The organism is Caulobacter sp. GW821-FHT10A06, from assembly GCF_059415805.1.
The window spans coordinates 228,878-250,362 of record NZ_JBWKNY010000003.1 but is presented as its reverse complement, the minus strand read 5'-3'; the positions used below and the strand labels follow the sequence as shown (position 1 = coordinate 250,362).

The window sequence follows — 21,485 nt, the reverse complement described above, 5'->3', positions numbered from 1 at the left end:
CTCCAAGGCGACATGGCTGCGCTCGATCTGGTCACGCCCGCCGCCCCGCCCACTGGGGGAGGAACCTGGCGGTTTCCCGCCGACGAACCGCTGCGGCTCGATTCGGGAGCGGTGCTGGAAGGCCTGGAGATCGGCTACCAGACCTACGGCCAGCTCAATGCCGACAAGTCCAACGCCGTCCTGATCTGTCACGCCCTGACCGGCGACCAGCATGTCGCCTCGCCCCATCCGGTGACGGGCAAGCCCGGCTGGTGGACCCGGCTGATCGGCCCCGGCAAGCCGCTGGATCCCGAACGCCACTTCGTCATCTGCTCGAATGTCATCGGTGGCTGCATGGGCTCGACCGGCCCGGCCTCGACTAATCCCGCCACCGGCAAGCCCTACGGCCTGACCTTCCCGGTCATCACCATCGGCGACATGGTCCGCGCCCAGGCGATGCTGGTCAAAGCGCTGGGCGTCGAGACCCTGTTCGCGGTGATCGGCGGCTCGATGGGCGGCATGCAGGCCCAGCAGTGGGCGGTGGACTATCCCGAGCGGGTGTTCAGCGTCGTGGTGCTGGCCTCCGCCTCAAGGCACTCGGCCCAGAACATCGCCTTCCACGAGGTGGGCCGCCAGGCGATCATGGCCGACCCGGACTGGCGCGGCGGCGCCTACGCCGATCACGGCGTGCAGCCCGGCAAGGGCTTGGCCGTGGCGCGGATGGCGGCGCACATCACCTATCTGTCCGAGCCCGCCCTGCAACGGAAGTTCGGCCGCGAGCTGAAGCGCGACGGCCTGTCCTGGGGCTTCGACGCCGACTTCCAGGTCGAGAGCTACCTGCGCCACCAGGGGGCCAGTTTCGTCGATCGCTTCGACGCCAACAGTTATCTCTACATCACGCGGGCCACCGACTATTTCGACATCGCCGCCGGCCATGGCGGGGTGCTGGCCAAGGCCTTCACCGCCGCCCGCGACGTGCGATTCTGCGTGCTCAGCTTCACCAGCGACTGGCTGTACCCCACCGCCGAGAGCCGCCACCTGGTGCGCGCCCTGACCGCCGCGGGAGCACGCGCCGCCTTCGCCGAGATCGAGAGCGACAAAGGCCACGACGCCTTCCTGCTGGACGAACCGGTGATGGACGCGGCCCTGGCGGGTTTCCTAAGCTCGGCCGAACGCGACCGGGGGCTGACTTGACCGACATCGCTATCCGTGAGGACTTCCGCGAGATCCTGCGCCTGGTGCGCCCGGGCTCGCGCGTGCTGGACGTCGGCTGCGGCGAGGGCGCGCTGCTGGACCTGCTGACCCAGGAGAAGCAGGTCGACGGCCGGGGGCTGGAGATCAGCGCCAGCGGCGTGGCCGCCTGCATGGCGCGCGGCCTGTCGGTGGTGCAGGGCGACGCCGACCAGGACCTGGATCACTTCCCCGACCGCTCGTTCGACTACGCCGTGCTGTCCCAGACCCTGCAGGCGACGCGCAATCCGCGCCACGTGCTGGACGAGCTGCTGCGCATCGCCGACCGGGCCATCGTCTCGTTCCCCAATTTCGGCCACTGGCGGGTGCGCTGGTCGCTCTTGAGCCGGGGTCGGATGCCCGAGACCAAGGCCCTGCCGATGCCCTGGTGGTCGACGCCGAACATCCACCTGTGCACGTTGGCCGACTTCATGGCCCTGACCGACGACCTCAATCTGCGGGTCGACGCCAGCGCCGCCTCCGCCGGAGCGGGCGCGGCGCGGGCCATGAACCCCGTCAGCGCGCTGGAAAATTGGCGGACCGAGACCTGCCTCTTCATGCTCAGCCGCAACGGTGTGGCCCCAACCAGGGAACCTCTGCCCGGCTCGGGCGATCTCTTCGACGGATGAAGACACTTCGTCTCATGACCTACAATGTCCACCGTTGCGTGGGCACCGACCGCAAGCTCGACGTCGAGCGTGTGGCGGAGGTGATCGCGGCTGAACGCCCGGACGTCGTGGCCTTGCAGGAGCTGGACGTCCTGCGCGCCCGCACCAAGGGCGTCGACCAGGCCCATCGCCTCGCAGAACTCCTGAAGATGAGCTTCCACTTCCACCCAGCCATGACCGTGGAAGAAGAACTCTACGGCGACGCCATCCTGACCGCCCTGCCCGAGACGCGGATCAAGGCCAAGGGCCTGCCGCTCTACAAGCGCGTGCCGGGCCTGGAACCGCGCGGCGCCCTGTGGGTCGAGGTCGATGTGGGCGGAACCAAGGTCCAGATCATCAACACGCACCTTGGCCTGGTGCCGCAGGAGCAGAAGCGCCAGGCCGCCGCCCTTCTGGGTCCCGACTGGATGGGCGACGACAGGTGGCTGGCCCCCGGCGTGGTGCTGGGCGACTTCAACGCCACGCCCTATTCGGCCACCTATCGGATGCTGCGGACCGCCCTGCGCGATGCCCAGGCGCCAACGCCAACCTGGCCGCGCCCGGCCACGGCGACCTTTCCGTCCAGCTTTCCGTTCATGCGGATCGACCACGTATTCCTGACCAAGGGCCTGGAGACGCGCGGCGTCAGCTCGCCGTTCAGCCCGATGGCCCGTGTCGCGTCCGACCACCTGCCGCTGGTGGTCGATCTGGAGATCACGGCTGAAGGTGGTCCGGCGGCAGCGGCGGCGGCTCGGTAAGCCGGGCGATGTCGCGCTTCAGGCGCTTGCGCCGACCCCAGGGCCGCCAGGCGTCGTCGGGCGCGATGGCGTCGCCCAGGCTCCAGTCAGCGATGAACTGCTGAACACCGGTCAGGCGACGGGTCGGCACGGGCTGCAGCCGGCGCGGCGGACCACCCCGGACGTCCAGAGCGTTGATGGCCGCGCCCAGGCCGCCTTCCCGCTCCATCGTCTCCAGCACGGTCTCGGTGTCGCGGTCGATGAAATGGCCGACCAGCCTTCCGAGGAAGGCGCGCACCGTCTCGCGCTCCAGGTCTGACCGGGCCTCGAACGCCAGGTCGCACTCGCTGTCCAGGCCGATCGAACGATTGTTGAGGTTGGCGCTGCCGATCCGCAGCATCCAATCGTCCATGATCGCCACCTTGGAGTGGACGATGATCGGCGCGCCCTTGGGTGTGTGGGCCGAGAAGGCCGAAAAGCGCTTATGGATGTCACATTCGCGCAGGCGGTTGATCGCCGCCGTGCGGGCGCTGTCCATGGTCATCTGGTCGAAATAGCTGGGACTGCGGGCCGGGCCGATCGTCACCACCTCGGGGCCGTCCGGCTCGGCCAGGCGCTCGGCCAGGGCTTCGACGATGATCGGCGAGGTCAGATACTGGTTCTCCAGATAGATCAGCCGCTTGGCGCGGCGGATGGCGGAGAGGTGCAACAACAGGCTCTCGATGACCTCGGGCCGGCCCTGCCAGGCGGCCGAGGTGCGGGCCACGGCGATCGGCATGCGGCGCAGGTCAGGAAACAGGTTCTCCGGCCAGGGGGTCTCGTCCGGGCGCTCTGGTCGCTCGACGTGGTCGCCGCCCGAGGCCTTCCAACGGTCCATGAACAGGTCGGCCATCGCCTCGCCCGCCCGGCCGTCGACCAGCATCGAGACCTCGTGGCGGGCCGGATAGTGGCGGCCCGTCGGCAGGCGACGCAGCGGATTGTTGTCCAGGTGCCGAGTGTCGTCCCAGCGATCGACGCTGATGTCGCCGCCGCTGATCAGGGCCGTGACGCCGTCGATGATCACCGCCTTCTGGTGATGGCAGGCGCTGGCCGGCAGGGTGGCGTCCAGGCGGTACTTGACCCGCGAGCCGGCGAAGAAGGCCGCGCCGCGGTGGGGGCCGAACAGCTGCGAGGCGGCGATCGGGAACGGCATGTCCCAGGTCAGCACTCGCACGTCCAAGGCCGGGTTCAGCGCCGCCTGCCGCCGCAGGATCAGGCCGATGCGATCGGCGTGAGTAGGATCGCGGCTCTTGCGGACGCGGTCGGGATCCAGCCGCGTCAGCGGATCGAACACCCAGGCCAGGATCCAGATCGACTTCTTGGCCGACAGGATCAGGGGCTTGAGCGAGTCAAACGCCTCGTCGTTGTCGATGAACAGGGCCACGCGATCGGCGGGCTCGACCCGCCAGCAGTTGTATCCCGGTTGGAAGACTGAAGACCCCGGATCCATGTCGCCCCAAACGCCGTGAGCTACGAGAACGCGCGGGGCCGTTTATGGCTGCGCTTGTTCACGGCGTCGCGTGAAATCCTCAGCCCGCGATGGCGGCCGCGTCGCGTTCGCCGGTGCGGATGCGCAGGGCCTGTTCCAGGTCCATGACGAAGACCTTGCCGTCGCCGATCTTGCCGGTGTTGGCGGTGCGCTGCAGGGCCTCGATGACGGGCTCGAGCACGTCGGTCGGCACGGCGATCTCCAGCTTGACCTTGGGCAGCAGCTTCACCTCGTACTCGGCGCCGCGATAGACCTCGGTCTTGCCCTTCTGTCGGCCATAGCCGCGCACCTCGGTGACCGTCAGCCCCGACGCCCCCGCCTCGGTGACGGCCTCGAGCACCGCGTCCAGGCGGCTCGGCTTAATCACGGCGACGATCATCTTCATGGCGCGGCTCCCAGGAGCGAACGGTTGTTACGACTCCAAGCTAGGCGTCCGAGCGCTTCGCTCCAAGTAAGATCAGACTTCACGAGGGCCTGGCGCCTGATTGACAGGCATGGGACGCCCTTCGGTGTGGCGCGCGGGTGTCGGTCCCGCCGGACTGGGCAGCAAAACGCCAGGCGCGAACACCCTCGCCCGGGCCCGATGCCCCCGCGGCTTGACCGCGAAGGTCTGCTTGATCGCCTCCATCAGGATCACGCCGGCGAACCGCGGCCACAGCCGCGCGCCCACCTGCTCGAAACCCTCGGCCCATCCGGACATGGCCCCGAACGGCGGGACATAGAGAGCGCGGGTCCAGCCGGCCGGTTCCAGGCCCGCCTCGCGGATCAGGCTTTCCAGCTGGCTGCGGCTGTAGGGTCGGCCGTGGCCGAAGGGCGTGGTCTCGGCGCCGGTCCAGACGCCGTCGCGCGACGAGGCGGCCACGATCAGCCGGCCGGTCGGAGCCATCACCCGGCCGATCTCGGCCAGCAGGGCGGCCGGGTCGTCGGCCTCCTCCAGGGCGTGGACGGCCAGGACGCGGTCGAACATGGCGTTGGGCAGCGGCAGGGCGGTCTCTTCGACCAGGCAGGCCTGGTTGCGGCCGCCGTTCGGCCAGACCTCGACGCCCTGCTGTGCGGGCATGGCCGCGACCACGCGGCGCGCCCGGGCGCGGGCGGCGTCCAGGAACGGGGTGGCGTAGCCCACGCCCAGGATGTCGAGATCCCGCGTGTCGCCCCAGGCCTCCTCGACCTTGCGAGTGAGCATGGTCCGCGCCGCGCGCCCCAGGGGGGCGGCGTAGAAGGCGCGCAGGTCCAGCACGTCGCGGCGCATTGAGTCTCCCGAGCCGAAGCCCCATCCTTGTAGGCGCGCCCGCGCCCTCGTACCAGAGCACCGACATGCCCCTGACCGTTCATCAGTTCCCCTGCCTGTCCGACAACTACGGCTTCCTCATCCGCGACGAGGCCACGGGCAAGGTCGCCACGATCGACACGCCCGACGCCGAAGCGATCCAGGCCGAACTCGACAAACTGGGCTGGAGCCTGGACCTGATCCTCAACACCCACTGGCACCCCGACCACGCCGGCGGCAACGAGGCGTTGAAGACGGCCACCGGCGCGACCATCGCCGGCCCGGCGGAGGTGACCCGCATCGCGCCGCTGGACCGGGTGCTGCGTGGCGGCGACACGATCGCGCTGGGCGAGACGCAGTTCGAGGTGATCGACAGCGGCGGCCACACCCTGGGTCACATCGCCTATCACGACGCGGCGGACGGCATCGCCTTTGTCGGCGACACCCTGTTCGCCCTGGGTTGCGGGCGGCTGTTCGAGGGCACGCCCGAGCAAATGTGGGATTCGCTTTCGCGCGTCGCCGGCCTGCCCGACGACACCACCGTCTATTGCGCCCACGAATACACCGCCGCGAACGCGCGCTTCGCCCTGTCGGTCGATGATGACCCGGCCCTGAAGGCCCGCGCCGAGCAGATCTTCGCCGCCCGCGAGCGCGGCGAGCCGACGGTGCCGACCACGATCAAGGCCGAGAAGGCCACCAATCCGTTCCTGCGCGCGCCGCTGCTGCGACCTGACGCCGCCTCGCCGGCCCAGGCCTTCGCCGAGATCCGCGCCGCCAAGGACAGCTTCAAGGGGTGAGTAAAAGCGTGACTGAGAAGGCCATCTCCGGCGACCTGGGCGCCAAGGAAATCATCCGGATGCTGGACCTGGCGCCGCATCCCGAAGGCGGCTGGTACAAGCGGACCTTCGAGGACGAAGCGGGTCCCGACGGCCGCGCCCAGTCGACCTGCATCTATTTCCTGCTGGAGGCCGAGCAGGTCTCGGTCTGGCACCGGGTCGACGCGGTCGAGACCTGGCACTGGTACGCCGGCGCGCCGATCTCGATCAGCCTGTCGCCGCCCGACGCCAACGGCGTCACGGCCTATGTGCTGGGTCCCGACCTGCGGGCCGGCTGCCGGCCTCAGGTGGTGGTGCCGAAGGACTGGTGGCAGACCGCCGTCAGCCTGGGCGCCTGGACCCTGGTCGGCTGCACGGTCGCGCCCGGCTTCCGTTTCGAAGGCTTCGAGATGGCCGCCCCCGACTGGAGCCCGTCGAAAGGGTGAGCGGCCGCCGAAATCGCGCTCCCCCAGCCCCCGCGTCAACCTGTCGCGGGTCCCCAAACAGGGTCCCCATAGTGGGTAACTTGGTCGCATGGCGTCGGTATCTGAGCCATGCAATCCTTTTCTGGTCGCGTTAATAGCGTGGGCCCAGGGGAACCAAGTAACAGATGTCCGAAGAGTACATGAACGCTCGCGCAGCCACCCGCTACGCGACGGATTACATCCTGCGCTGGGTCGAAATCGCCAATGAGGTCCACGGATCCGACCTTTTGTACGCCCTGGTTTTCACCACCCTGTGGGCCGGCAACTGCTCGCACATCCGCGGCGGCGTCTATGCCGAGGTCGACGACATTCCGCCCGATCACGAGCGCCGTCCGCTGACCGTGCGCCAGGTCGCCGACTCCCTGGGCCTGCCCTACGAGACCGTGCGCCGCCGCTTCGTCGAGATGCTGGAAAAGGGCATGGCGCAACGCGTCGGCCGCGAGGGCTTCATCGTCCCGTCCTCGGCCCTGGCCCGCCCCGAAGTCGTGCAGGGCCTGAAGCGCTCGCACGTCAGCCTGACCCGCTTCCTCAAGGAACTGAAGACGATCGGCGTCGAGGCGGCCTAAGGCCCCCTCGTGCCCGCCGCCGACCGCGCCCTGCGGGGCCTTGCCTGGCTGATGTTCCTGGTCACGGCCATGACGACCAACGTCGTGGGCGTGCTGATCCCGGAAGTCGCCAGGGCCTACGGCCTGAACCTGACAGAGGCCGGCGGCCTGCAGTACGCCACCATGGCCGGCATCGCCCTGGCCGGCCTGTTCCTGGGGGGCATGGCCGACCGGCGCGGTCACCGGACCACGGTGATCCTGGGCCTGGCGCTGTTCGCGCTGGCCAGCGTCCTCATCGCCTTCAATCGCGCCCTGGCGCCGTTGCTGGTGCTGTTGTTCGCCAGCGGCCTGGCCATCGGGATCTTCAAGACCGGGGCGATCGCCCTGATCGGCGACCTGGCCCGTACGCCGGCGCAGCACACCCGCGAGATGAACATCGTCGAGGGTTTCTTCGCCCTCGGCGCCATCGCCGGGCCTCCGATCGTGGCGCGGCTGCTGGCAGAGGGCCTGCCCTGGACGGCGCTTTACGGCCTGGGCGGCGCTCTGACTCTGGGCCTGCTGGCGCTGGCCCTGATCGTCCGCTTCCCTCCGGCCCGACCGTCGGCAGAGCCCGAGCGCGCCGGCATGATCGCCACCCTGGCCATCGCCCGCGATCGAACCGCCCTGGGGTATGGCGCCTGCATCTTCCTCTATGTCGGCGTCGAGACGGCCGTCTATGTCTGGATGCCCGCCCTGCTGGCGGCCGAGGGCGCCAAGACCCTGCTGCCAGGCGCCTGGGCTCTATCGACCTTCTTCGTGCTGCGCGCCGTAGGCCGCTTCGCCGGCGCCTGGACGCTGGAGCGGCTGGGCTGGGCGCGGACCCTGGCGGTCTGCGGCGTGGCGGTGCTGGCCTGTTTCGCGGGCGCCCTTGCGGGAGGACACCAGGCGGCGGCGACGCTGCTGCCGCTGTCAGGCCTGTTCATGTCAGTGCTCTATCCGACCCTGAACTCGCGGGCGATCAGCGGCTTCCCGGCCCAGCGGCACGGCGCCGCGGCGGGCTTCATCCTGTTCGTGACGTGCTTGTCGGCCGTCTTGTCGCCGCTGGCGATCGGCGCGGCCAGCGATGCGTTCGGCGGTCCCCGCGCGGGCTTTGCTCTGGCGACCGGCATGGCGCTGGCCCTGGCCGGCGCCCTGGTCTTCAACGCCGCGAAGGCTCGCGCCTAGACGCTGGAGCCGCGCACCACCAGTTCGACCGGCGCCAGGGTCGAGCGCGCATCCTCGCCGGCCATGCGGCGGAACAGCAGGTCGACCATCGCCCGCGCCCCGAACGCCAGGTCCTGGCGCACGGTGGTCAGGGGCGGGTTGCTGTGGCGCGCCAGGACGATGTCGTCGAAGCCGACCACACCCACGTCGCCAGGCACGGTCTTGCCGGCCGCATGCAGCGCGCCGACGGCAGCCAGGGCGATGACGTCCGAGAAAGCGAAGATCCCGTCGAACGGCACGCCCGTCTTCAGGAAGGCGGTCGCGGCTTCCTGCGCTTCTTCCATCGTGTAGGGCGTGGAGACGACCAGGGCCGGATCGAACGGCAGGCCGGCCTCGGCCAGGCCCTTCTTGTAGCCTTCGAACCGCAGCGCCGCCTCGGGCGCGTCGACCGCGCCGAAGAAGGCGATGCGCTTGCGGCCGCTGGCGGCCAGGTGGGCGACGGCCAGGCGGCCGCCCTCGACATTGTCGCTGCCCACCGCGCAGTAGCGCTGGCCCGGCAGCTGGGCGCCCCAGACGACCATCGGCTTGTAGTTGTCGGCGACGGCGTTCAGGGCGTCGTGCTGGGTGCTCTGGCCGATCAGGACCAGGCCGTCGGCGCGGTGCGACTGGATGATCCGGTCCAGCCAGCCCGTCTCGGTGACGATCACCTTGTTCAGCAGGACGGAATAGTTGCGGCGGGTGATCTCGTCGGCCAGGCGGCCCAGCATCTCCAGGAAGAACGGATCCGAGATCAGCTGCCCGGTTTCGTGCGCCAGCGGAATGACGACTCCGATGGTGTCGGTCTTGCGCAGGCGCAGGGACCGCGCCGACTGGTTGACGACATAGCCGTGGGTCTGGGCGATCTCGACGATCTGGTCGCGCAGGGTCTTGGGGATCAGCGGATTGCCGGCCAGGGCGCGGGACACCGTCGAGATCGACACGCCCGCCATGCGAGCGATGTCGGCCATCTTCAGGCGGCCACGTTCGGGCGCCTCGGCGATGTCGGGGCTATCCATAGGGAGACAATAGAACCTTGCGTACGCGCGAAAAGCCTCGCTAGCGTCGCATTACGCGCGGTTGTGCGCGGGCAGCGGCGCCAGGAGGCCGTGAACAGCGAACACTGCTATTCGAGGCCGGTAAACGACGACTGAGCGCTTATGGTTACGCTTGCAAGATTTGCAAAGCGATACCCTTGAGACGGGAGTGCGTCCGGGCGGCGAACCGCTCACACCTCGCCTGACGCGCTCTGTCAGCGGTTGATCACCTTGATGATGCGCTTGGAGGAAGGGCGACCAGCCACACCCTGGTCGGGCGAATAGGTGATGGTCAGCGAACCATCCTTGAGGCTGGCGGCGGGCTTGTGGCCCTCGGCCAGCAGCACCCGGGCGATGCGTGAGATCAGCGAACGGTCGCCCTTGCGGGCCATGCGCTCGAAAGCCTCGGCGACCACGGTGGCGGAGTCGGCGGCCAGGACCGAGGTCTCGGGCCGCACGTCCTCGACGGTCGAGAACTCGATGTCGCGCTGGGCCGCGCGGCTGGCGCGGGCGGTGGCGATGCGCACCCGCTGGACAAAGACGCTGAACGACAGGATCGACGGCGGCTGGATCGAGGTGGCCCGGCCCGACAGGGCGGCCGCCGCGCCCATCGGGGCGTCGTCGGTGAACAGGATCATCCCGCCCAGCTTGGTCACCCGCAGCACGGGCTCGCCCAGGTCGTTGCGATAGATGACGTCGCCACGCGAGGCGGCTTGCGGCGACAGCACCCAGACCTCGGCGCTGTTGTCGAACTTCATCAGGGGGCGGGGCGCGGCCTGGTCGAAGATGAAACCGCCGCCGGCTTCGGAGACATAGCGGGCCACGGGCGGGGCTGTGACTCGACGGGCCTCCGCCGGGCCCTTGTGGCCGAGCAGAGCGTCCCGCAACGCGTGCGGCAGCTGCTGGGCGTTCGCGGACGCCGCCATGACCATCAGAGCCGCGATGGTCAGGGACGCACGCGCACCCCAATCGCCAAGCTCCGCCTTACAGAATTTCATGCGATCCGTACTGCCCGCCGACTGGGGCGAATCTTGGACGCGTTAACGTCCAAACCCCGAAGCCACGCGCATGAGGCCAAACTGCAACAGCAGGCGTCAAGTCCAGGCTTCGGGGGAGGTCGTCAGGACCTGGCTTACGCCATGTACTGGCCGCCGTTCAGGCTCAGCGTCGCGCCGGTCACGAAACCGGCCCGCTCGCCCGACAGGAACGAGACCATGTCGGCGATCTCCTCGCCCTTGCCCAGGCGGCCGACCGGGATGCCGGCGACGATCTGGGCCAGAACGTTTTCCGGCACCGCCGCCACCATTTCGGTGTCGATATAGCCGGGGCAGATCACGTTGACCGTCACGCCCTTCTTGGCGTTCTCGAGCGCGAGCGCCTTGGTGAAGCCGATCAGGCCAGCCTTGGCGGCCGAATAGTTGGTCTGGCCCATCTGGCCCTTCTGGCCGTTGATCGAGCTGATGTTGACGATCCGGCCCCAGCCGCGATCGCGCATGCCCTCGATCACCGGGCGGGTCATGTTGAAGGCCGAGTCCATGTTGACCCGGATCACTTCGGACCACTGCTCGTAGGTCATCTTGTGCAGCATGCCGTCACGGGTGATGCCGGCGTTGTTGACCAGAATGTCGACCGGGCCCAGCTCGGCCTCGACCTTCTTCACGGCCGCCTGGCAGTCCTCGAAGTGGCCGACATTGCCCTTCACGACCATGACGCCCAGTTCCTTGGCGCAGGCGGCGGCCGCTTCTTCGTTGCCGGAATAGCCCGCCGCCACCTTGTGGCCGTCGGCGATCAGCCGTTCACAGATGGCCCGACCGATACCGCGGGTGCCGCCGGTCACGAACGCAACTCTCGTCATCTGATCTCTCCCGATCGCGATTTTTCTTATGGTTCACGTGATCCGCGCGCCCCAGCAAGAGGAAGCGCGCGGCCACGGCTAAGGTTGCGCGACGTTTTTGTCTCAGAGCGCCTCGATGCACATGGCGACACCCATGCCACCGCCGACGCACAGGGTGGCCAAGCCCTTCTTGCCGCCCGAGCGCTTCAGCTCGTGCACCAGGGTAGTCAGGATCCGCGCGCCCGAAGCGCCGATCGGGTGACCGATGGCGATGGCGCCGCCGTTGACATTGACCTTGGCCGGGTCGAGGCCGAGCTCGCGGACCACGCACAGCGACTGGGCGGCGAAGGCTTCGTTGCTCTCGACCAGATCCAGGTCCGAAACCGACCAGCCGGCCTTTTCCAGCGCCTTCTTCGAGGCCGGGATCGGGCCGGTGCCCATGATCTCGGGCTCGACGCCGGCATTGGCCCACGAGACGATCTTGGCCAGGGGCTTGAGACCGCGCTTGGCGGCTTCGTCGGCGCTCATCAGGACGAGTGCGGCGGCGCCGTCATTCAGGCCCGAGGCGTTGGCGGCGGTGACCGAGCCTTCCTTGTTGAACACCGGCTTCAGGCCCTGGACGCTTTCCAGCGTCGCGCCGTGGCGGATGAACTCGTCCTTGTCGACGATGGTGTCGCCCTTGCGGCCCTTGATGGTGACCGCGACGATCTCGTCGTCGAACTTGCCTCCCTTCTGCGCGGCCTCGGCCTTGTTCTGCGAGGCGACGGCGAACTTGTCCTGATCTTCGCGGGTGATCTGCCAGCGGCTGGCGATGTTCTCGGCGGTCTGGCCCATGTGGTAGCCGTGGAAGGCGTCCCACAGGCCGTCCTTGATCATGGTGTCGACGAACTGCAGGTCGCCCATCTTCTGGCCGCCCCGCAGGTTCTGGGCGTGCGGCGCCTGGCTCATGCTCTCCTGGCCGCCGGCGACGACGATATTGGCCGAGCCGTCGGCGATCTGTTGAGCGCCCAGCGCGACCGCGCGCAGGCCCGAGCCGCACAGCTGGTTCAGGCTCCAGGCCGGGCTCTCGACCGGGACGCCGGCCTTGACCGAAGCCTGGCGGGCCGGGCCCTGGCCGGCGGCGGCCTGCAGCACCTGGCCCAGGATCACTTCGTCGACGTCGGCGGGCGCGATGCCGGCGCGGGACACGGCCGCCTCGATGGCGATCTTGCCGAGGTCGGAGGCGGGCAGGCTGGCGAGCGCCCCGTTGAACGAGCCGACCGGGGTGCGGGCGGCGGAGACGATGACGATGTCGCTCATTGGATAGCTCCCGTGACGTTCTGACGTGACGCCTTCGCGGTTGCAGCGTCACCGTTTTTGCAGTGCGGCGCCAAAAGTGCACATCCGGCCGCGTGCGTCACGACCACATTTTCATGCCTTCGCGACAGCTCCAAGTCATCAGACCACTGGCGCCATGCCTTTGCATTAGCGATAGTGCGGTGCGAGAAGCGGATGTAACCGCTGCCCTAGGGAACGAAATGTCCGAGAACCCTGAAAAAGGCGAAGCGACCACCGGCGCCGAAAAAGCCGCCGGTCAGCGCGTGATCATCAAGAAATACGCCAACCGTCGCCTCTACAACACGGCGTCCTCGTCCTACGTGACCCTCGAACACCTGTCGGACATGGTGAAAGAGGGCGTCGACTTCGTGGTCTATGACGCCAAGTCCAATGACGACATCACCCGCTCGGTCCTGACCCAGATCATCTTCGAAGAAGAAAACCGCGGCGGCGGCCAGAACCTGCTGCCCATCCAGTTCCTCCGTCAGCTGATCGGCTTCTACGGCAATTCGATGCAGGCCTTCCTGCCGTCGTACCTGGAAATGTCGCTGGAGAGCTTCTCCAAGCAGCAGGAACGCATGCGCGGCCAGTTCGCCGGCCTCGCGCCCGGCAAAATCCCCGGCATGGGCGTCTACGAAGAACAGATCCGCCAGAACATGGCCCTGTTCGACCGCGCCATGAAGATGTTCTCGCCGTTCGCCTATGTCCGTCCCGAGGACGCCGGCGCCGCCCCGGCCGAAGCCGCTCCGGCTCCCGCCGCCGCCCCGGCCGGCGACGACTCTCTGGCCGAGCTGAAGCGCCAGATGGAAGCGATGCAGGAGCAACTCGCGAAGCTCGCCAACAAGTCTTAACCACAACAGTCCAGGCGATCTTAACCGTCTCGGCTCTACGAATTCGGGTATGAACGGCCCGATCGATCCTCTTCGACGCCCAGGTCCCGCACGCCGCGCCTTGCCGGCGCCGCGCGATGACCGACGTCCTGAGGACCAGCAAGAGGCCGTCTTCGTCGTGGAGGAAGACGCCCCCCCACCGCGCCAGGACCCACCGCGTCGCGAAGGCTTCGCCGCCTTCGCCGCCCATGTCATGGGCCAGTCGGGTCAGAAGCGCGGCCTGCGCGGTGGGCAGGAAGTGCTCGATACGGCCAGATCGACCTATCTCGGGACGGAATATTCCGGCCCGGCCGATCGCCGTCCGCCAACAGGCCTGCTGAAGAAGACCAACATTTAAAGCCCCACCCGGGTCCCGAAACGGGAACCGCCGGGCTGGCGCGGAACTTGCTTGGACGTTGACGATATCAACGCCGCGAGCCCGCCATGCTGTCCGTCGCCATCCGCATCTTCGACGTCGCCGTCGTGGCCCTGATCTTCACGGCGCTGACCTGAGGGGTCTGCCCTTGTCCTTCGACAAGCTCAGGATGAGGGCTACTTTTGACGTCGCTTCAGTAGAAACCTCATCCTGAGCCTGTCGAAGGACGAGGTTTCGGCTCCTCGGCGTTTCAAGCGCTCTCCAGCAGCATCATCGTCCCCTGCCCGCCGTCGGCGCAGATGCTGACGATGGCGCGTTCGCCCTTTGGACGGGCGGCCAGCTCCTTCACCGCCTGGCTCAGGATCCGCGCCCCGGTGGCCCCGAACGGGTGACCCAGCGCCAGCGACCCGCCGTACGGGTTCATACGCTCGCGCGGGAACGCGCCCATCGGCGCCGTGACACCCGCTTTCTCCGACAAGAACTTGGCGCTCTCCCAGGCGGCGATGTGCGACAGCACCTGGGCCGCGAAGGCCTCGTGGATCTCCCACAGGCGGACATCGGCATAGGTCATGCCGTTGCGCGCCAGCATGCGCGGCACGCCATAGGCCGGCGCCATCAGCAGGCCCTCGTGGCGCAGGTCGATCGAGGTGACCTCGTAGTCGACGATCTTCACCTTCGGCGTCTCGCTCGGCAGACGACCCATACCCGCTTCGGAGCCGACCCAGATCGCCGCCGCCCCGTCGGTCAGGGGTGAGGAGTTGCCGGCCGTCAGCGTGCCCTTGCCGCTGGTCTTGTCGAAGGCCGGACCCAGCTTGGCCAGCTTCTCCAGCGTCGAGTCCTTGCGCGGGATCGTGTCGCGCTTCGCGCCGCCGATCGGAATGACCAGGTCGTCGAAGAAGCCCTCTTCCCAGCCCTTCACCGCGCCCTGGTGGCTGGCGAAGGCGATGGCGTCCTGGTCGGCGCGCGACAGGCCCCATTCCTTGGCCGTGATCTCGGTGTGCTCGCCCATCGACAGGCCGGTGACCCGGTTGGCGACCTTGGGGATGAAGAGCTTGACGTCCTTCAGGTTCAGCGCGCCCAAGGCCTGCAGCCGTTGTCCGCCGGTCTTGGCGCCCTGGAACTTGCGGATCCAGTCCGACAGGGCGACCGACAGGCCGATCTGCACCCGACTCATGCTCTCGACGCCGCCGACCAGGGCCAGGTCGCGGCCGCGCCCGTCGACCATGCCGGCCGCCTCGATCGCGCCGATCATGCTGGTCGAGCAGGCCATGATCGTCGAGAAGGCCGGGATGGTCGGATCGCCGCCGGCGTCCAGCAGCACCTCGCGCGCCAGGTTGCTCCAGGTCAGGTTCGGAATGACCGTGCCCCAGACCGCGAAGTCGGGCTTCACGCCCTGGGCCAGCATGGCCTTGACCACCGGCACCGACAGCTCGATCGCGTCGTACGAAGCCAGCGGCCCATCGACCTTGGCGAAGGGGGTGCGGACGCCCTGGGCGATCCAGACATTCGAGGCGGATTTGGCGGCGGGCATGGTTCGATCCCCAAGCGGAATGACTTCGCTATAGGTAGTAGATCAGAACCGCGCCCGCCGCCTCTTGTCGAATATCGACGTCTAAGGGTTTTTCGGCCCCGGGATTGGCGTCGGCGGCGGGTCAGTCTGGCACTCGAACGTATCCTGCTCGAAGTAGGGAGATGTCGTTCCCCACCATTGGTACTGCTGGCCGGAGCAGTACAGCGTGCGCTCACCAACGATCTCGGCGTGCGTTTCGTCGGAGTAGTAGACTCGGTCCCAGCCGTTTTGCAGCGCCGCCGAAGCGGGTAGCGACAGGCTCAGCCCCAGCAGCGTCGCGGCCGCGGCGGCTTTCATGATGGTCTTCAGCTTCATCCAACCCTCCATGTCGCGCGAATGCGCAAAACAATTGAAGGCTGCATTTTCATTTAAACAATCTAGAATGATCATTTCTTTTGTAGAAAGACGGGGACCGCTTCCGCCGACGCCATGAGCCATCGCAATTTCAGGCTCCGGTTCGCCCCTTAGGCGCGGCGCCCTATTTGCGCAGCGACGCCGAGCGGCTTAATCCGACGGCATGAGCACCGATCAAGACCTCGACACTCTGGACCTCGACACAAAGAAGGCCCGCGCCAAGGCGTGGTTCGAAAGCCTGCGCGACCAGATCTGCGCCGCGTTCGAACAGCTGGAAGACGAAGCTCCGGCCGACCTCTATCCCGGCGAACCCGGCCGCTTCGAGAAGAAGCCCTGGGACCGCGCGGCCGGCGGCGGCGGCGTCATGGGCATGATGCACGGGCGGCTGTTCGAGAAGGTCGGCGTCCACGTCTCGACGGTGCACGGGACCTTCACCCCCGAAATGGCCAAGACCGTGCCCGGCGCGGCTGAGGATCCCCGCTTCTTCGCCACCGGCATCAGCCTGATCGCCCACATGGTCAGCCCGCGCGTGCCGGCCGTGCACATGAACACCCGCTTCATCGCCACGACCAAGAGCTGGTTCGGCGGCGGCGGCGACCTGACGCCCCTGCTCGGCTACCAGCGTCAGCAGGACTTCCCGGACGCCATCGACTTCCACGCCGCCTATCAGCGGGCCTGCGACAAGTACGATCCGGACTGGTACGCCAAGTACAAGGCCTGGTGCGACGAGTACTTCTTCCTGCCCCACCGCAACGAACCGCGCGGCATTGGCGGCATCTTCTACGACCACCACGATAGCGGCAGCTGGTCCAAGGACTTCGCCTTCACCCAGGACGTCGGCCGGGCGTTCCTTGAGATCTATCCCGAGCTGGTCCGTCGCCGCATGGGCGAGGCCTGGACGGCGGACGAGCGCGAGCAGCAGCTGGTCCAGCGCGGCCGCTACGTCGAGTTCAACCTGCTGTATGACCGCGGCACGATGTTCGGCCTGAAGACCGGCGGCAATGTCGAATCGATCCTCAGCTCGATGCCGCCGACGGTGAAGTGGCCCTAGGCCTTGGGGGATTGGGGGCACTTGGCCCCCGTGTCGATCCAAGCCTTGATCAGCTCGCCGAACTGAGCCTGGGTCCCGGGGGCCGGGACGCGGCCCGCGCCGGGGTTCCAGGCCCAGCCGACCAGGTGGTCCCGGGCCATGTGGTCGTGCAGCTGCGCCATCGACTTGCCGCCATTGGTCGCCGGATTCTTGATCTGGGCGCAGATCTGCGCCAGCGACTTGCCCTGCCAGGCCATCTCGGCCGGCGCCAACGCCCATTTGGGATCGCCGGGAATGCTCTTGATGTCCTGACCCCAGGTCGGGACGTTCTTTGCCGTATGGCATGAGAAGCAAGCCAGGCCGGCCGGACCGTGGCCGCTGTCGCCGGCGACCATCGGCGGATTGTGCGGATGCAGGTCGTCGCCCTGGGTCGGAGCACGCTGGACCGGGTGACAGTTCAGGCAGCGCGGGCTCTGGATCACCTTGCCGGCTTCCTGGAACAGGGCGACCGAACGCGCGCCCGGATCCTTGATCGACTGGAAGCTGGCGGCGGTCTTCAGCGCGACCGGCGCGGGCTTGGCCGGCGTTTCGGGCGCGGTCTGGGCGCCCGCGACAACGGCGCCGGCGAGCGCGACGGCCCCGGCAAGCATGACGACGGTAGCGGCGCGCATAGGCGTTCTCTCCGGAAGGGTCCGGACTCGAACGCTTCAGCTTACCCTTGAGTTTCCTGGGCCAGGAACCGGCCGATCCACTGGGCCATCCGCACGCGGTCGTTCGTGGCGCTCAGGCTGGCGATCGCCGCGTCGGCCTGCTCGTCGGTGAAGCGCGTCCCGCGTCGGGCCTCGATCAACGCCTTGGCATAGGCCGGCGTGAATTCCGGGTGGAACTGCATCGAGATCGCCTTGGCGTCGTCATAGGCCAGGATGCCATAGGGCGTGAATGCACTGCCACCCAGCACCCGCGCGCCCGGCGGCAGGGCGGTCACCTGATCCTGGTGGGAGCCGGGCACGGAGACATGGGCCGCATCGTCCATCCAGGGTTCGTGCGCCGAGACCTCGTAGGCCTGCAGACCCACGCCCCAGCCCCTGTCGGACTTCTCGGCCTTGCCGCCGAACGCCTCGGCCATGATCTGGTGACCAAAGCACACACCGACCAGCGGCTGCTCGCCCTTGGCCTGGCGCAGGAAAGCCTTCAACGGCTCGATCCACGGCAGCGGGTCATAGACCCCGGCCGCCGAGCCGGTGATGACATAGGCGTCGTTCTCGGCCGGATCGGCCGGCAGCTCGCCCGCCTCGACGTCGTAGACCTGGTAGCTGTGGCCATCGCCCAGCAGCGTCTCGAACATCGCCGAATAGCTGCCGTAGGTCTCCGCCAGGTCGCCCGGCGGATGGCCGGTCTGAAGCAGGCCGATCTTCATTCTAGTAGACCATCCCCTGAGCCACGGCCTTGAGCCGCTCGATCGCGCTGAACTTGTCCTCGATGAAGTCCTGGTCGATCCACCAGATCTCGATCTCGCGCATCACCTCGCCGACCATCGGGCCCTTGGGCACGCCGGCCATCATGATCTCGTCGCCCGACAGCGGGAAGGTCGGCGGGGTCCAGGTCTCGGCCAGGGCCAACAGGGCGCGCCATTGCGGGGCGGTGGAGTCGCGGCCCGAGCCGGCCCAGGCCAGCTTGATCCGGTCACTGAAGGCGCGCACGCCCAGGCCGTAGACGGCGCGGCGGGCTTCGCGGGGGCTCATCCACGAGACCACGCGTGGGTTCTTACCCACGGCGTCGACCAGGCGGTCACGGACATTGTTGGGCAGGCGCAGGCGCTCGGCCACCTGCTCGGCGACCTTGGCGTCGTCCGGGATCAGGGCGGCCAGGCGCAGGTCGGGATCGTTCTCGAACAATTGCTCGGTCTCGATGGCGACCAGGGCCTCGAAGCGGGCCAGCGACTTCACCGACGGCAGGATCGAGCCCAGCACCGCCGTGGCGGCCATCAGGCGGAAGGCCGGGCGCGGATCTTCCGCGGCCAGCATCTTCATCAGTTCCTTCTGGGTGCGCTCGGCGGCGCGGCCCGAGACCATGCCCTTCAGCGCCTTGCAGGCGGCCAGGCCCTTCTGGTCGGCCTCGCCCTTGCCGTACCAGGCCTGGAACCGGAAGAAGCGCAGGATGCGCAGATAGTCTTCGCGGATGCGGGTCATCGGATCGCCGACGAACACCACCTTGCCCTCGCGCGCATCGGCGATGCCGTGACCGGTCGGGTCGAACAGGTGACCCTCGACATCGGCATAGATGGCGTTGAAGCGGAAGTCGCGCCGCTCGGCGTCCTGGCCCCAGTCCTGGGTGAAGGCCACCACCGCCCGGCGGCCGTCGGTCGAGACGTCCTTGCGCAGGGTGGTGATCTCGTAGGGCTGGCCGCCCGACAGCGCCGTGATCGTGCCATGGTCGACGCCGGTCGGAATGGCGCGCAGGCCCGCCTGCTCCAGGGCGTCGATGACCAGGTCCGGCGTCAGGGTCGTGGCGATGTCGATATCGTCGACCGGCTTGCCCATGATGGTGTTGCGCACGCAGCCGCCGACGAACCGCGCGCAGCCCGGATAGCCGCGCGCCTCCAGGGCGGCGATCACCGCCTTCGTCTCCGGCGAGGTTATCCACGGCGCGGGGCCGATCGTTTCAGTGCTCACGCCTGTTCCCACTCATGCGTTGCGCCCGTCTAGGGGGCGACATTGTTAGGCCAGGAGGCCCTGTTTTCGCCAGCCGTCAAACGCCCTGTTCGGAGGGGTGACGACCGTTTTCGTCGTAAAGCGCCTCGTACAGCGACCGAAGCATGCCCGCCGTCGCGCCCCAGATGAACCGATCGTTCCACGGCATGGCGTAAAAGTGACGGCGCGCGCCATCCGGCGCCTCGCGGTGCTGGCGCTGGTGGTTGGCCGGATCCATCAGGAACTCGAACGGCGTCTCGAAGACGTCGGCCACTTCTTCCGGACTGGCCGTGAAAGTCGCCTTCGGATCGACGAAACCGACCACCGGCGTGACGTAGAAGCCGGTCACCGTCTGATAGCCGTGCAGCAGGCCGGCCAGGGTCACGCGGGCCGGGTCCAGCGCCACCTCTTCCTGCGCCTCGCGCAGGGCCGTCTCCCAGGGCAGCTCGCCAGGGTCGCAACGACCGCCGGGGAAGGCGATCTGGCCGGTATGGCTGCGCATGGTGTCGGACCGGCGCGTCAGGAGCACCGTCAGGCCCTCCTCGTGCTCGATCAGACCCACCAGCACGGCGGCGGGGCGCAAGGCGTGCGGATTGTCGACCTTCAGCCCCGGATTGAGGTCGTAGTCGGACCGCATGGGGTTGGCGAGGCTCGGATCATAGTCCGCGATCGGATGCAGGCGGCTGGTGATCCAGGCGCGGCGTTCATCTCTCGTCATGCCGGCGCCGATCCGGGCGGGGCGATCGGGAAGAAGGCCCCGTTCGAGGTCACGCCCCAGGTGTCGCCGTTGAGGCTCGCCATCTCGGCCAGCTCGTAGAACACCGGGCGGGCGATCAGGGCCTCCAGGCCGCGACGGACGTGGACGTAGGGTCGCGGCTCGCCAGTCGCGGCGTCGATCTCGACACGGACGACGTTGTCGGGACCAGCCTCGACCTCGTCGCCGACATTGGTCTGGAAGACGAGCGCCTCGCCCACGCGGTCGACCCGCGTGGCGATGAACGGTGCATCCTCGACCGTGATCTTCATCTTCTCCACTGGCGTGACCAGGTGATAGCCGTCCGGATCGAGCCGCAGCACGGTTGAGAACAGCCGCACCAGAGCCTCGCGGCCGATCGGCGTGCCTTCGTGGAACCACACCCCATCCTTGCGGATGCGAATGTCGATCTCGCCGCAATGGGGCGGGTTCCACAGATGCACCGGCGGCAGGCCGCGCACGCCGGCCGCCTTCGCAGCTTGGGCGACGCCGTCCAGTCCAGCTTTCGGCGTATCGGTCATCACTGATCAGTTAGGCCGTACCAGCCCGGCACTCAAGCGCGCGGATCGATGGCGACGAGACCCGACAGACCCTCGTCGCCACCTTGCCGTAGCGGCAACAGCAGCACGCGGCGCTGGTCCACGGGGCCGGGCATGACGACGCCGGCGGTGTGGGCGTTGGTGAAACCCACCCGGCCGAAATAAGGACCGTCGCCAACCAGCAGCACGGCCCGCCAGCCAGCGGCGCGGGCGGCCTCGACGGCGCTCTCGACCAAGGCCTGGCCCAGGCCCGCGCTGCGCTCGTCGGGATCGACGGCCAGCGGACCCAGGAACGCGACCGGCTCACTGCCGATCGTCACCGGCCACATGCGGCAGCAGCCGACCGGCGCCCCGTCGCGGATGGCCACGAACGAGCAGTCGCTCAGCAGGGTGTTGCCCTCGCGCAGGCGCTCGGACGACTTGGCGAAACGGCCGGGGCCAAAGACCCGGTCGATCAGGTGAGTGACAGCGGCCTCCATCGCCGGGGTCTCATGGACCAGCGGCGGATAGGGCGCGGGAGAAATAGTCTTTTGAACGGAGGTCATCGGCCTTCGGGAAATGCGAAAGGGCGTCGGGGGCTCCCGACGCGAAGGCGCGACCGGGAGGGCTTCAGGTCGTGGCGCGTTCGCGCTGAATTCGTCGCAGGCGTCGCATGCCCCCACTC

Annotated in this window: 27 protein-coding genes; 11 read left to right on the top strand and 16 right to left on the bottom strand. The window is 68.2% G+C overall.

The features are described from left to right. Positions 1-12 precede the first annotated feature (12 nt). From metX to AC07NF_RS09015, 3 genes are read left to right on the top strand one after another with little or no spacing between them, the layout of a single operon-like run. A complete protein-coding gene (gene metX / locus AC07NF_RS09025; protein ID WP_494633829.1) occupies positions 13-1,173 on the top strand; it encodes a homoserine O-acetyltransferase MetX in 1,161 nt (386 codons plus the stop codon). Positions 1,174-1,178: 5 nt separating this feature from the next. Next, complete coding sequence (metW, locus tag AC07NF_RS09020; protein ID WP_494633866.1) at positions 1,179-1,838, top strand: methionine biosynthesis protein MetW; 660 nt, start codon at positions 1,179-1,181, stop codon at positions 1,836-1,838. Next, positions 1,835-2,614: an endonuclease/exonuclease/phosphatase family protein gene (locus AC07NF_RS09015; protein WP_494633827.1), complete on the top strand. Its 780-nt coding sequence runs from the start codon at positions 1,835-1,837 to the stop codon at positions 2,612-2,614. Before metW ends, AC07NF_RS09015 begins: the two co-directional genes overlap by 4 nt. Here AC07NF_RS09015 and AC07NF_RS09010 read toward each other — a convergent pair. From AC07NF_RS09010 to AC07NF_RS09000, 3 genes are all read right to left on the bottom strand, one after another. Then, a complete protein-coding gene (locus AC07NF_RS09010; RefSeq protein WP_494633825.1) occupies positions 2,571-4,082 on the bottom strand; it encodes a phospholipase D-like domain-containing protein in 1,512 nt (503 codons plus the stop codon). The genes AC07NF_RS09015 and AC07NF_RS09010 overlap by 44 nt on opposite strands. Positions 4,083-4,161: 79 nt before the next feature. Next, positions 4,162-4,506 (bottom strand): P-II family nitrogen regulator, encoded by a 345-nt coding sequence (locus AC07NF_RS09005; protein WP_010918409.1) that lies wholly within the window; start codon positions 4,504-4,506, stop codon positions 4,162-4,164. 72 nt (positions 4,507-4,578) lie between these two features. Next, positions 4,579-5,370, bottom strand: coding sequence for a class I SAM-dependent methyltransferase (locus tag AC07NF_RS09000; RefSeq protein ID WP_494633823.1), 792 nt, complete (start codon positions 5,368-5,370; stop codon positions 4,579-4,581). A gap of 65 nt (positions 5,371-5,435) precedes the next feature. Between AC07NF_RS09000 and gloB the strand changes: the two genes are divergently transcribed. The 4 genes from gloB (at position 5,436) to AC07NF_RS08980 (ending at position 8,436) form a co-directional block, all read left to right on the top strand. Further along, positions 5,436-6,185 (top strand): hydroxyacylglutathione hydrolase, encoded by a 750-nt coding sequence (gene gloB, locus AC07NF_RS08995; RefSeq protein WP_494633821.1) that lies wholly within the window; start codon positions 5,436-5,438, stop codon positions 6,183-6,185. A gap of 8 nt (positions 6,186-6,193) precedes the next feature. Beyond that, on the top strand, positions 6,194-6,649 hold the full coding sequence (locus tag AC07NF_RS08990; protein WP_494633819.1) for a cupin domain-containing protein: 456 nt from the start codon (positions 6,194-6,196) through the stop codon (positions 6,647-6,649). Between the two features lie 164 nt (positions 6,650-6,813). Further along, on the top strand, positions 6,814-7,254 hold the full coding sequence (locus AC07NF_RS08985; protein ID WP_295107667.1) for a hypothetical protein: 441 nt from the start codon (positions 6,814-6,816) through the stop codon (positions 7,252-7,254). A gap of 9 nt (positions 7,255-7,263) precedes the next feature. Then, on the top strand, positions 7,264-8,436 hold the full coding sequence (locus AC07NF_RS08980; protein WP_494633817.1) for an MFS transporter: 1,173 nt from the start codon (positions 7,264-7,266) through the stop codon (positions 8,434-8,436). Here AC07NF_RS08980 and AC07NF_RS08975 read toward each other — a convergent pair. The 4 genes from AC07NF_RS08975 to AC07NF_RS08960 all read right to left on the bottom strand — a co-directional run bounded on the left by AC07NF_RS08975 (position 8,433) and on the right by AC07NF_RS08960 (position 12,621). Then, the gene (locus AC07NF_RS08975; RefSeq protein WP_494633864.1) at positions 8,433-9,422 is read right to left on the bottom strand and encodes a LacI family DNA-binding transcriptional regulator; all 990 of its coding nucleotides are present in this window, start codon (positions 9,420-9,422) and stop codon (positions 8,433-8,435) included. The two genes, AC07NF_RS08980 and AC07NF_RS08975, sit on opposite strands and share 4 nt — an antisense overlap. 281 nt (positions 9,423-9,703) lie before the next feature. Further along, positions 9,704-10,486: a DUF4908 domain-containing protein gene (locus AC07NF_RS08970; protein ID WP_492813969.1), complete on the bottom strand. Its 783-nt coding sequence runs from the start codon at positions 10,484-10,486 to the stop codon at positions 9,704-9,706. Positions 10,487-10,620: 134 nt separating this feature from the next. Further along, a complete protein-coding gene (locus AC07NF_RS08965; RefSeq protein ID WP_492813968.1) occupies positions 10,621-11,343 on the bottom strand; it encodes a beta-ketoacyl-ACP reductase in 723 nt (240 codons plus the stop codon). Positions 11,344-11,445: 102 nt separating this feature from the next. After that, positions 11,446-12,621, bottom strand: a complete 1,176-nt coding sequence (locus tag AC07NF_RS08960) for an acetyl-CoA C-acetyltransferase (RefSeq protein ID WP_494633815.1) — start codon at positions 12,619-12,621, stop codon at positions 11,446-11,448. A 218-nt stretch (positions 12,622-12,839) separates the two neighbouring features. On the opposite strand from AC07NF_RS08960, the gene phaR reads away from it, so the two are divergent. From phaR to AC07NF_RS08945, 3 genes are all read left to right on the top strand, one after another. Continuing rightward, entirely contained in the window at positions 12,840-13,490 is a 651-nt protein-coding gene (gene phaR, locus AC07NF_RS08955) for a polyhydroxyalkanoate synthesis repressor PhaR (protein ID WP_494633813.1), read from the top strand. A 49-nt stretch (positions 13,491-13,539) separates the two neighbouring features. Beyond that, complete coding sequence (locus tag AC07NF_RS08950; RefSeq protein WP_494633811.1) at positions 13,540-13,866, top strand: hypothetical protein; 327 nt, start codon at positions 13,540-13,542, stop codon at positions 13,864-13,866. Between the two features lie 89 nt (positions 13,867-13,955). Further along, on the top strand, positions 13,956-14,021 hold the full coding sequence (locus AC07NF_RS08945) for a hypothetical protein (RefSeq protein ID WP_125155815.1): 66 nt from the start codon (positions 13,956-13,958) through the stop codon (positions 14,019-14,021). Between the two features lie 113 nt (positions 14,022-14,134). Here the strand turns inward: AC07NF_RS08945 and AC07NF_RS08940 are convergent, their stop codons facing one another. Further along, entirely contained in the window at positions 14,135-15,415 is a 1,281-nt protein-coding gene (locus tag AC07NF_RS08940; protein ID WP_494633809.1) for an acetyl-CoA C-acyltransferase, read from the bottom strand. A gap of 81 nt (positions 15,416-15,496) precedes the next feature. Further along, on the bottom strand, positions 15,497-15,769 hold the full coding sequence (locus tag AC07NF_RS08935) for a DUF6289 family protein (RefSeq protein WP_492813958.1): 273 nt from the start codon (positions 15,767-15,769) through the stop codon (positions 15,497-15,499). A 202-nt stretch (positions 15,770-15,971) separates the two neighbouring features. On the opposite strand from AC07NF_RS08935, the gene hemF reads away from it, so the two are divergent. Next, positions 15,972-16,859 carry an oxygen-dependent coproporphyrinogen oxidase gene (gene hemF, locus AC07NF_RS08930; RefSeq protein ID WP_494633807.1) on the top strand — a complete coding sequence of 296 codons (888 nt, stop codon included), beginning with the start codon at positions 15,972-15,974 and terminating at the stop codon, positions 16,857-16,859. On the opposite strand, the gene AC07NF_RS08925 is transcribed toward hemF, so the two are convergent. From AC07NF_RS08925 to AC07NF_RS08895, 7 genes are all read right to left on the bottom strand, one after another. Next, entirely contained in the window at positions 16,856-17,509 is a 654-nt protein-coding gene (locus AC07NF_RS08925; RefSeq protein WP_494633805.1) for an Isoquinoline 1-oxidoreductase subunit, read from the bottom strand. The two genes, hemF and AC07NF_RS08925, sit on opposite strands and share 4 nt — an antisense overlap. A gap of 41 nt (positions 17,510-17,550) precedes the next feature. Further along, complete coding sequence (locus AC07NF_RS08920) at positions 17,551-18,255, bottom strand: glutamine amidotransferase-related protein (protein ID WP_494633804.1); 705 nt, start codon at positions 18,253-18,255, stop codon at positions 17,551-17,553. A gap of 1 nt (position 18,256) precedes the next feature. Next, positions 18,257-19,510: a CCA tRNA nucleotidyltransferase gene (locus AC07NF_RS08915; RefSeq protein WP_492813952.1), complete on the bottom strand. Its 1,254-nt coding sequence runs from the start codon at positions 19,508-19,510 to the stop codon at positions 18,257-18,259. Between the two features lie 76 nt (positions 19,511-19,586). Beyond that, a complete protein-coding gene (locus AC07NF_RS08910; RefSeq protein WP_492813950.1) occupies positions 19,587-20,246 on the bottom strand; it encodes a CoA pyrophosphatase in 660 nt (219 codons plus the stop codon). Continuing rightward, positions 20,243-20,803, bottom strand: a complete 561-nt coding sequence (locus AC07NF_RS08905; protein ID WP_492813949.1) for a DUF1285 domain-containing protein — start codon at positions 20,801-20,803, stop codon at positions 20,243-20,245. The genes AC07NF_RS08910 and AC07NF_RS08905 overlap by 4 nt, the downstream gene beginning before the upstream one ends. A gap of 32 nt (positions 20,804-20,835) precedes the next feature. Further along, positions 20,836-21,366 carry a GNAT family N-acetyltransferase gene (locus tag AC07NF_RS08900; RefSeq protein ID WP_492813948.1) on the bottom strand — a complete coding sequence of 177 codons (531 nt, stop codon included), beginning with the start codon at positions 21,364-21,366 and terminating at the stop codon, positions 20,836-20,838. A gap of 64 nt (positions 21,367-21,430) precedes the next feature. Next, positions 21,431-21,475, bottom strand: a complete 45-nt coding sequence (locus tag AC07NF_RS08895; protein ID WP_454718615.1) for a hypothetical protein — start codon at positions 21,473-21,475, stop codon at positions 21,431-21,433. Positions 21,476-21,485 lie beyond the last annotated feature (10 nt).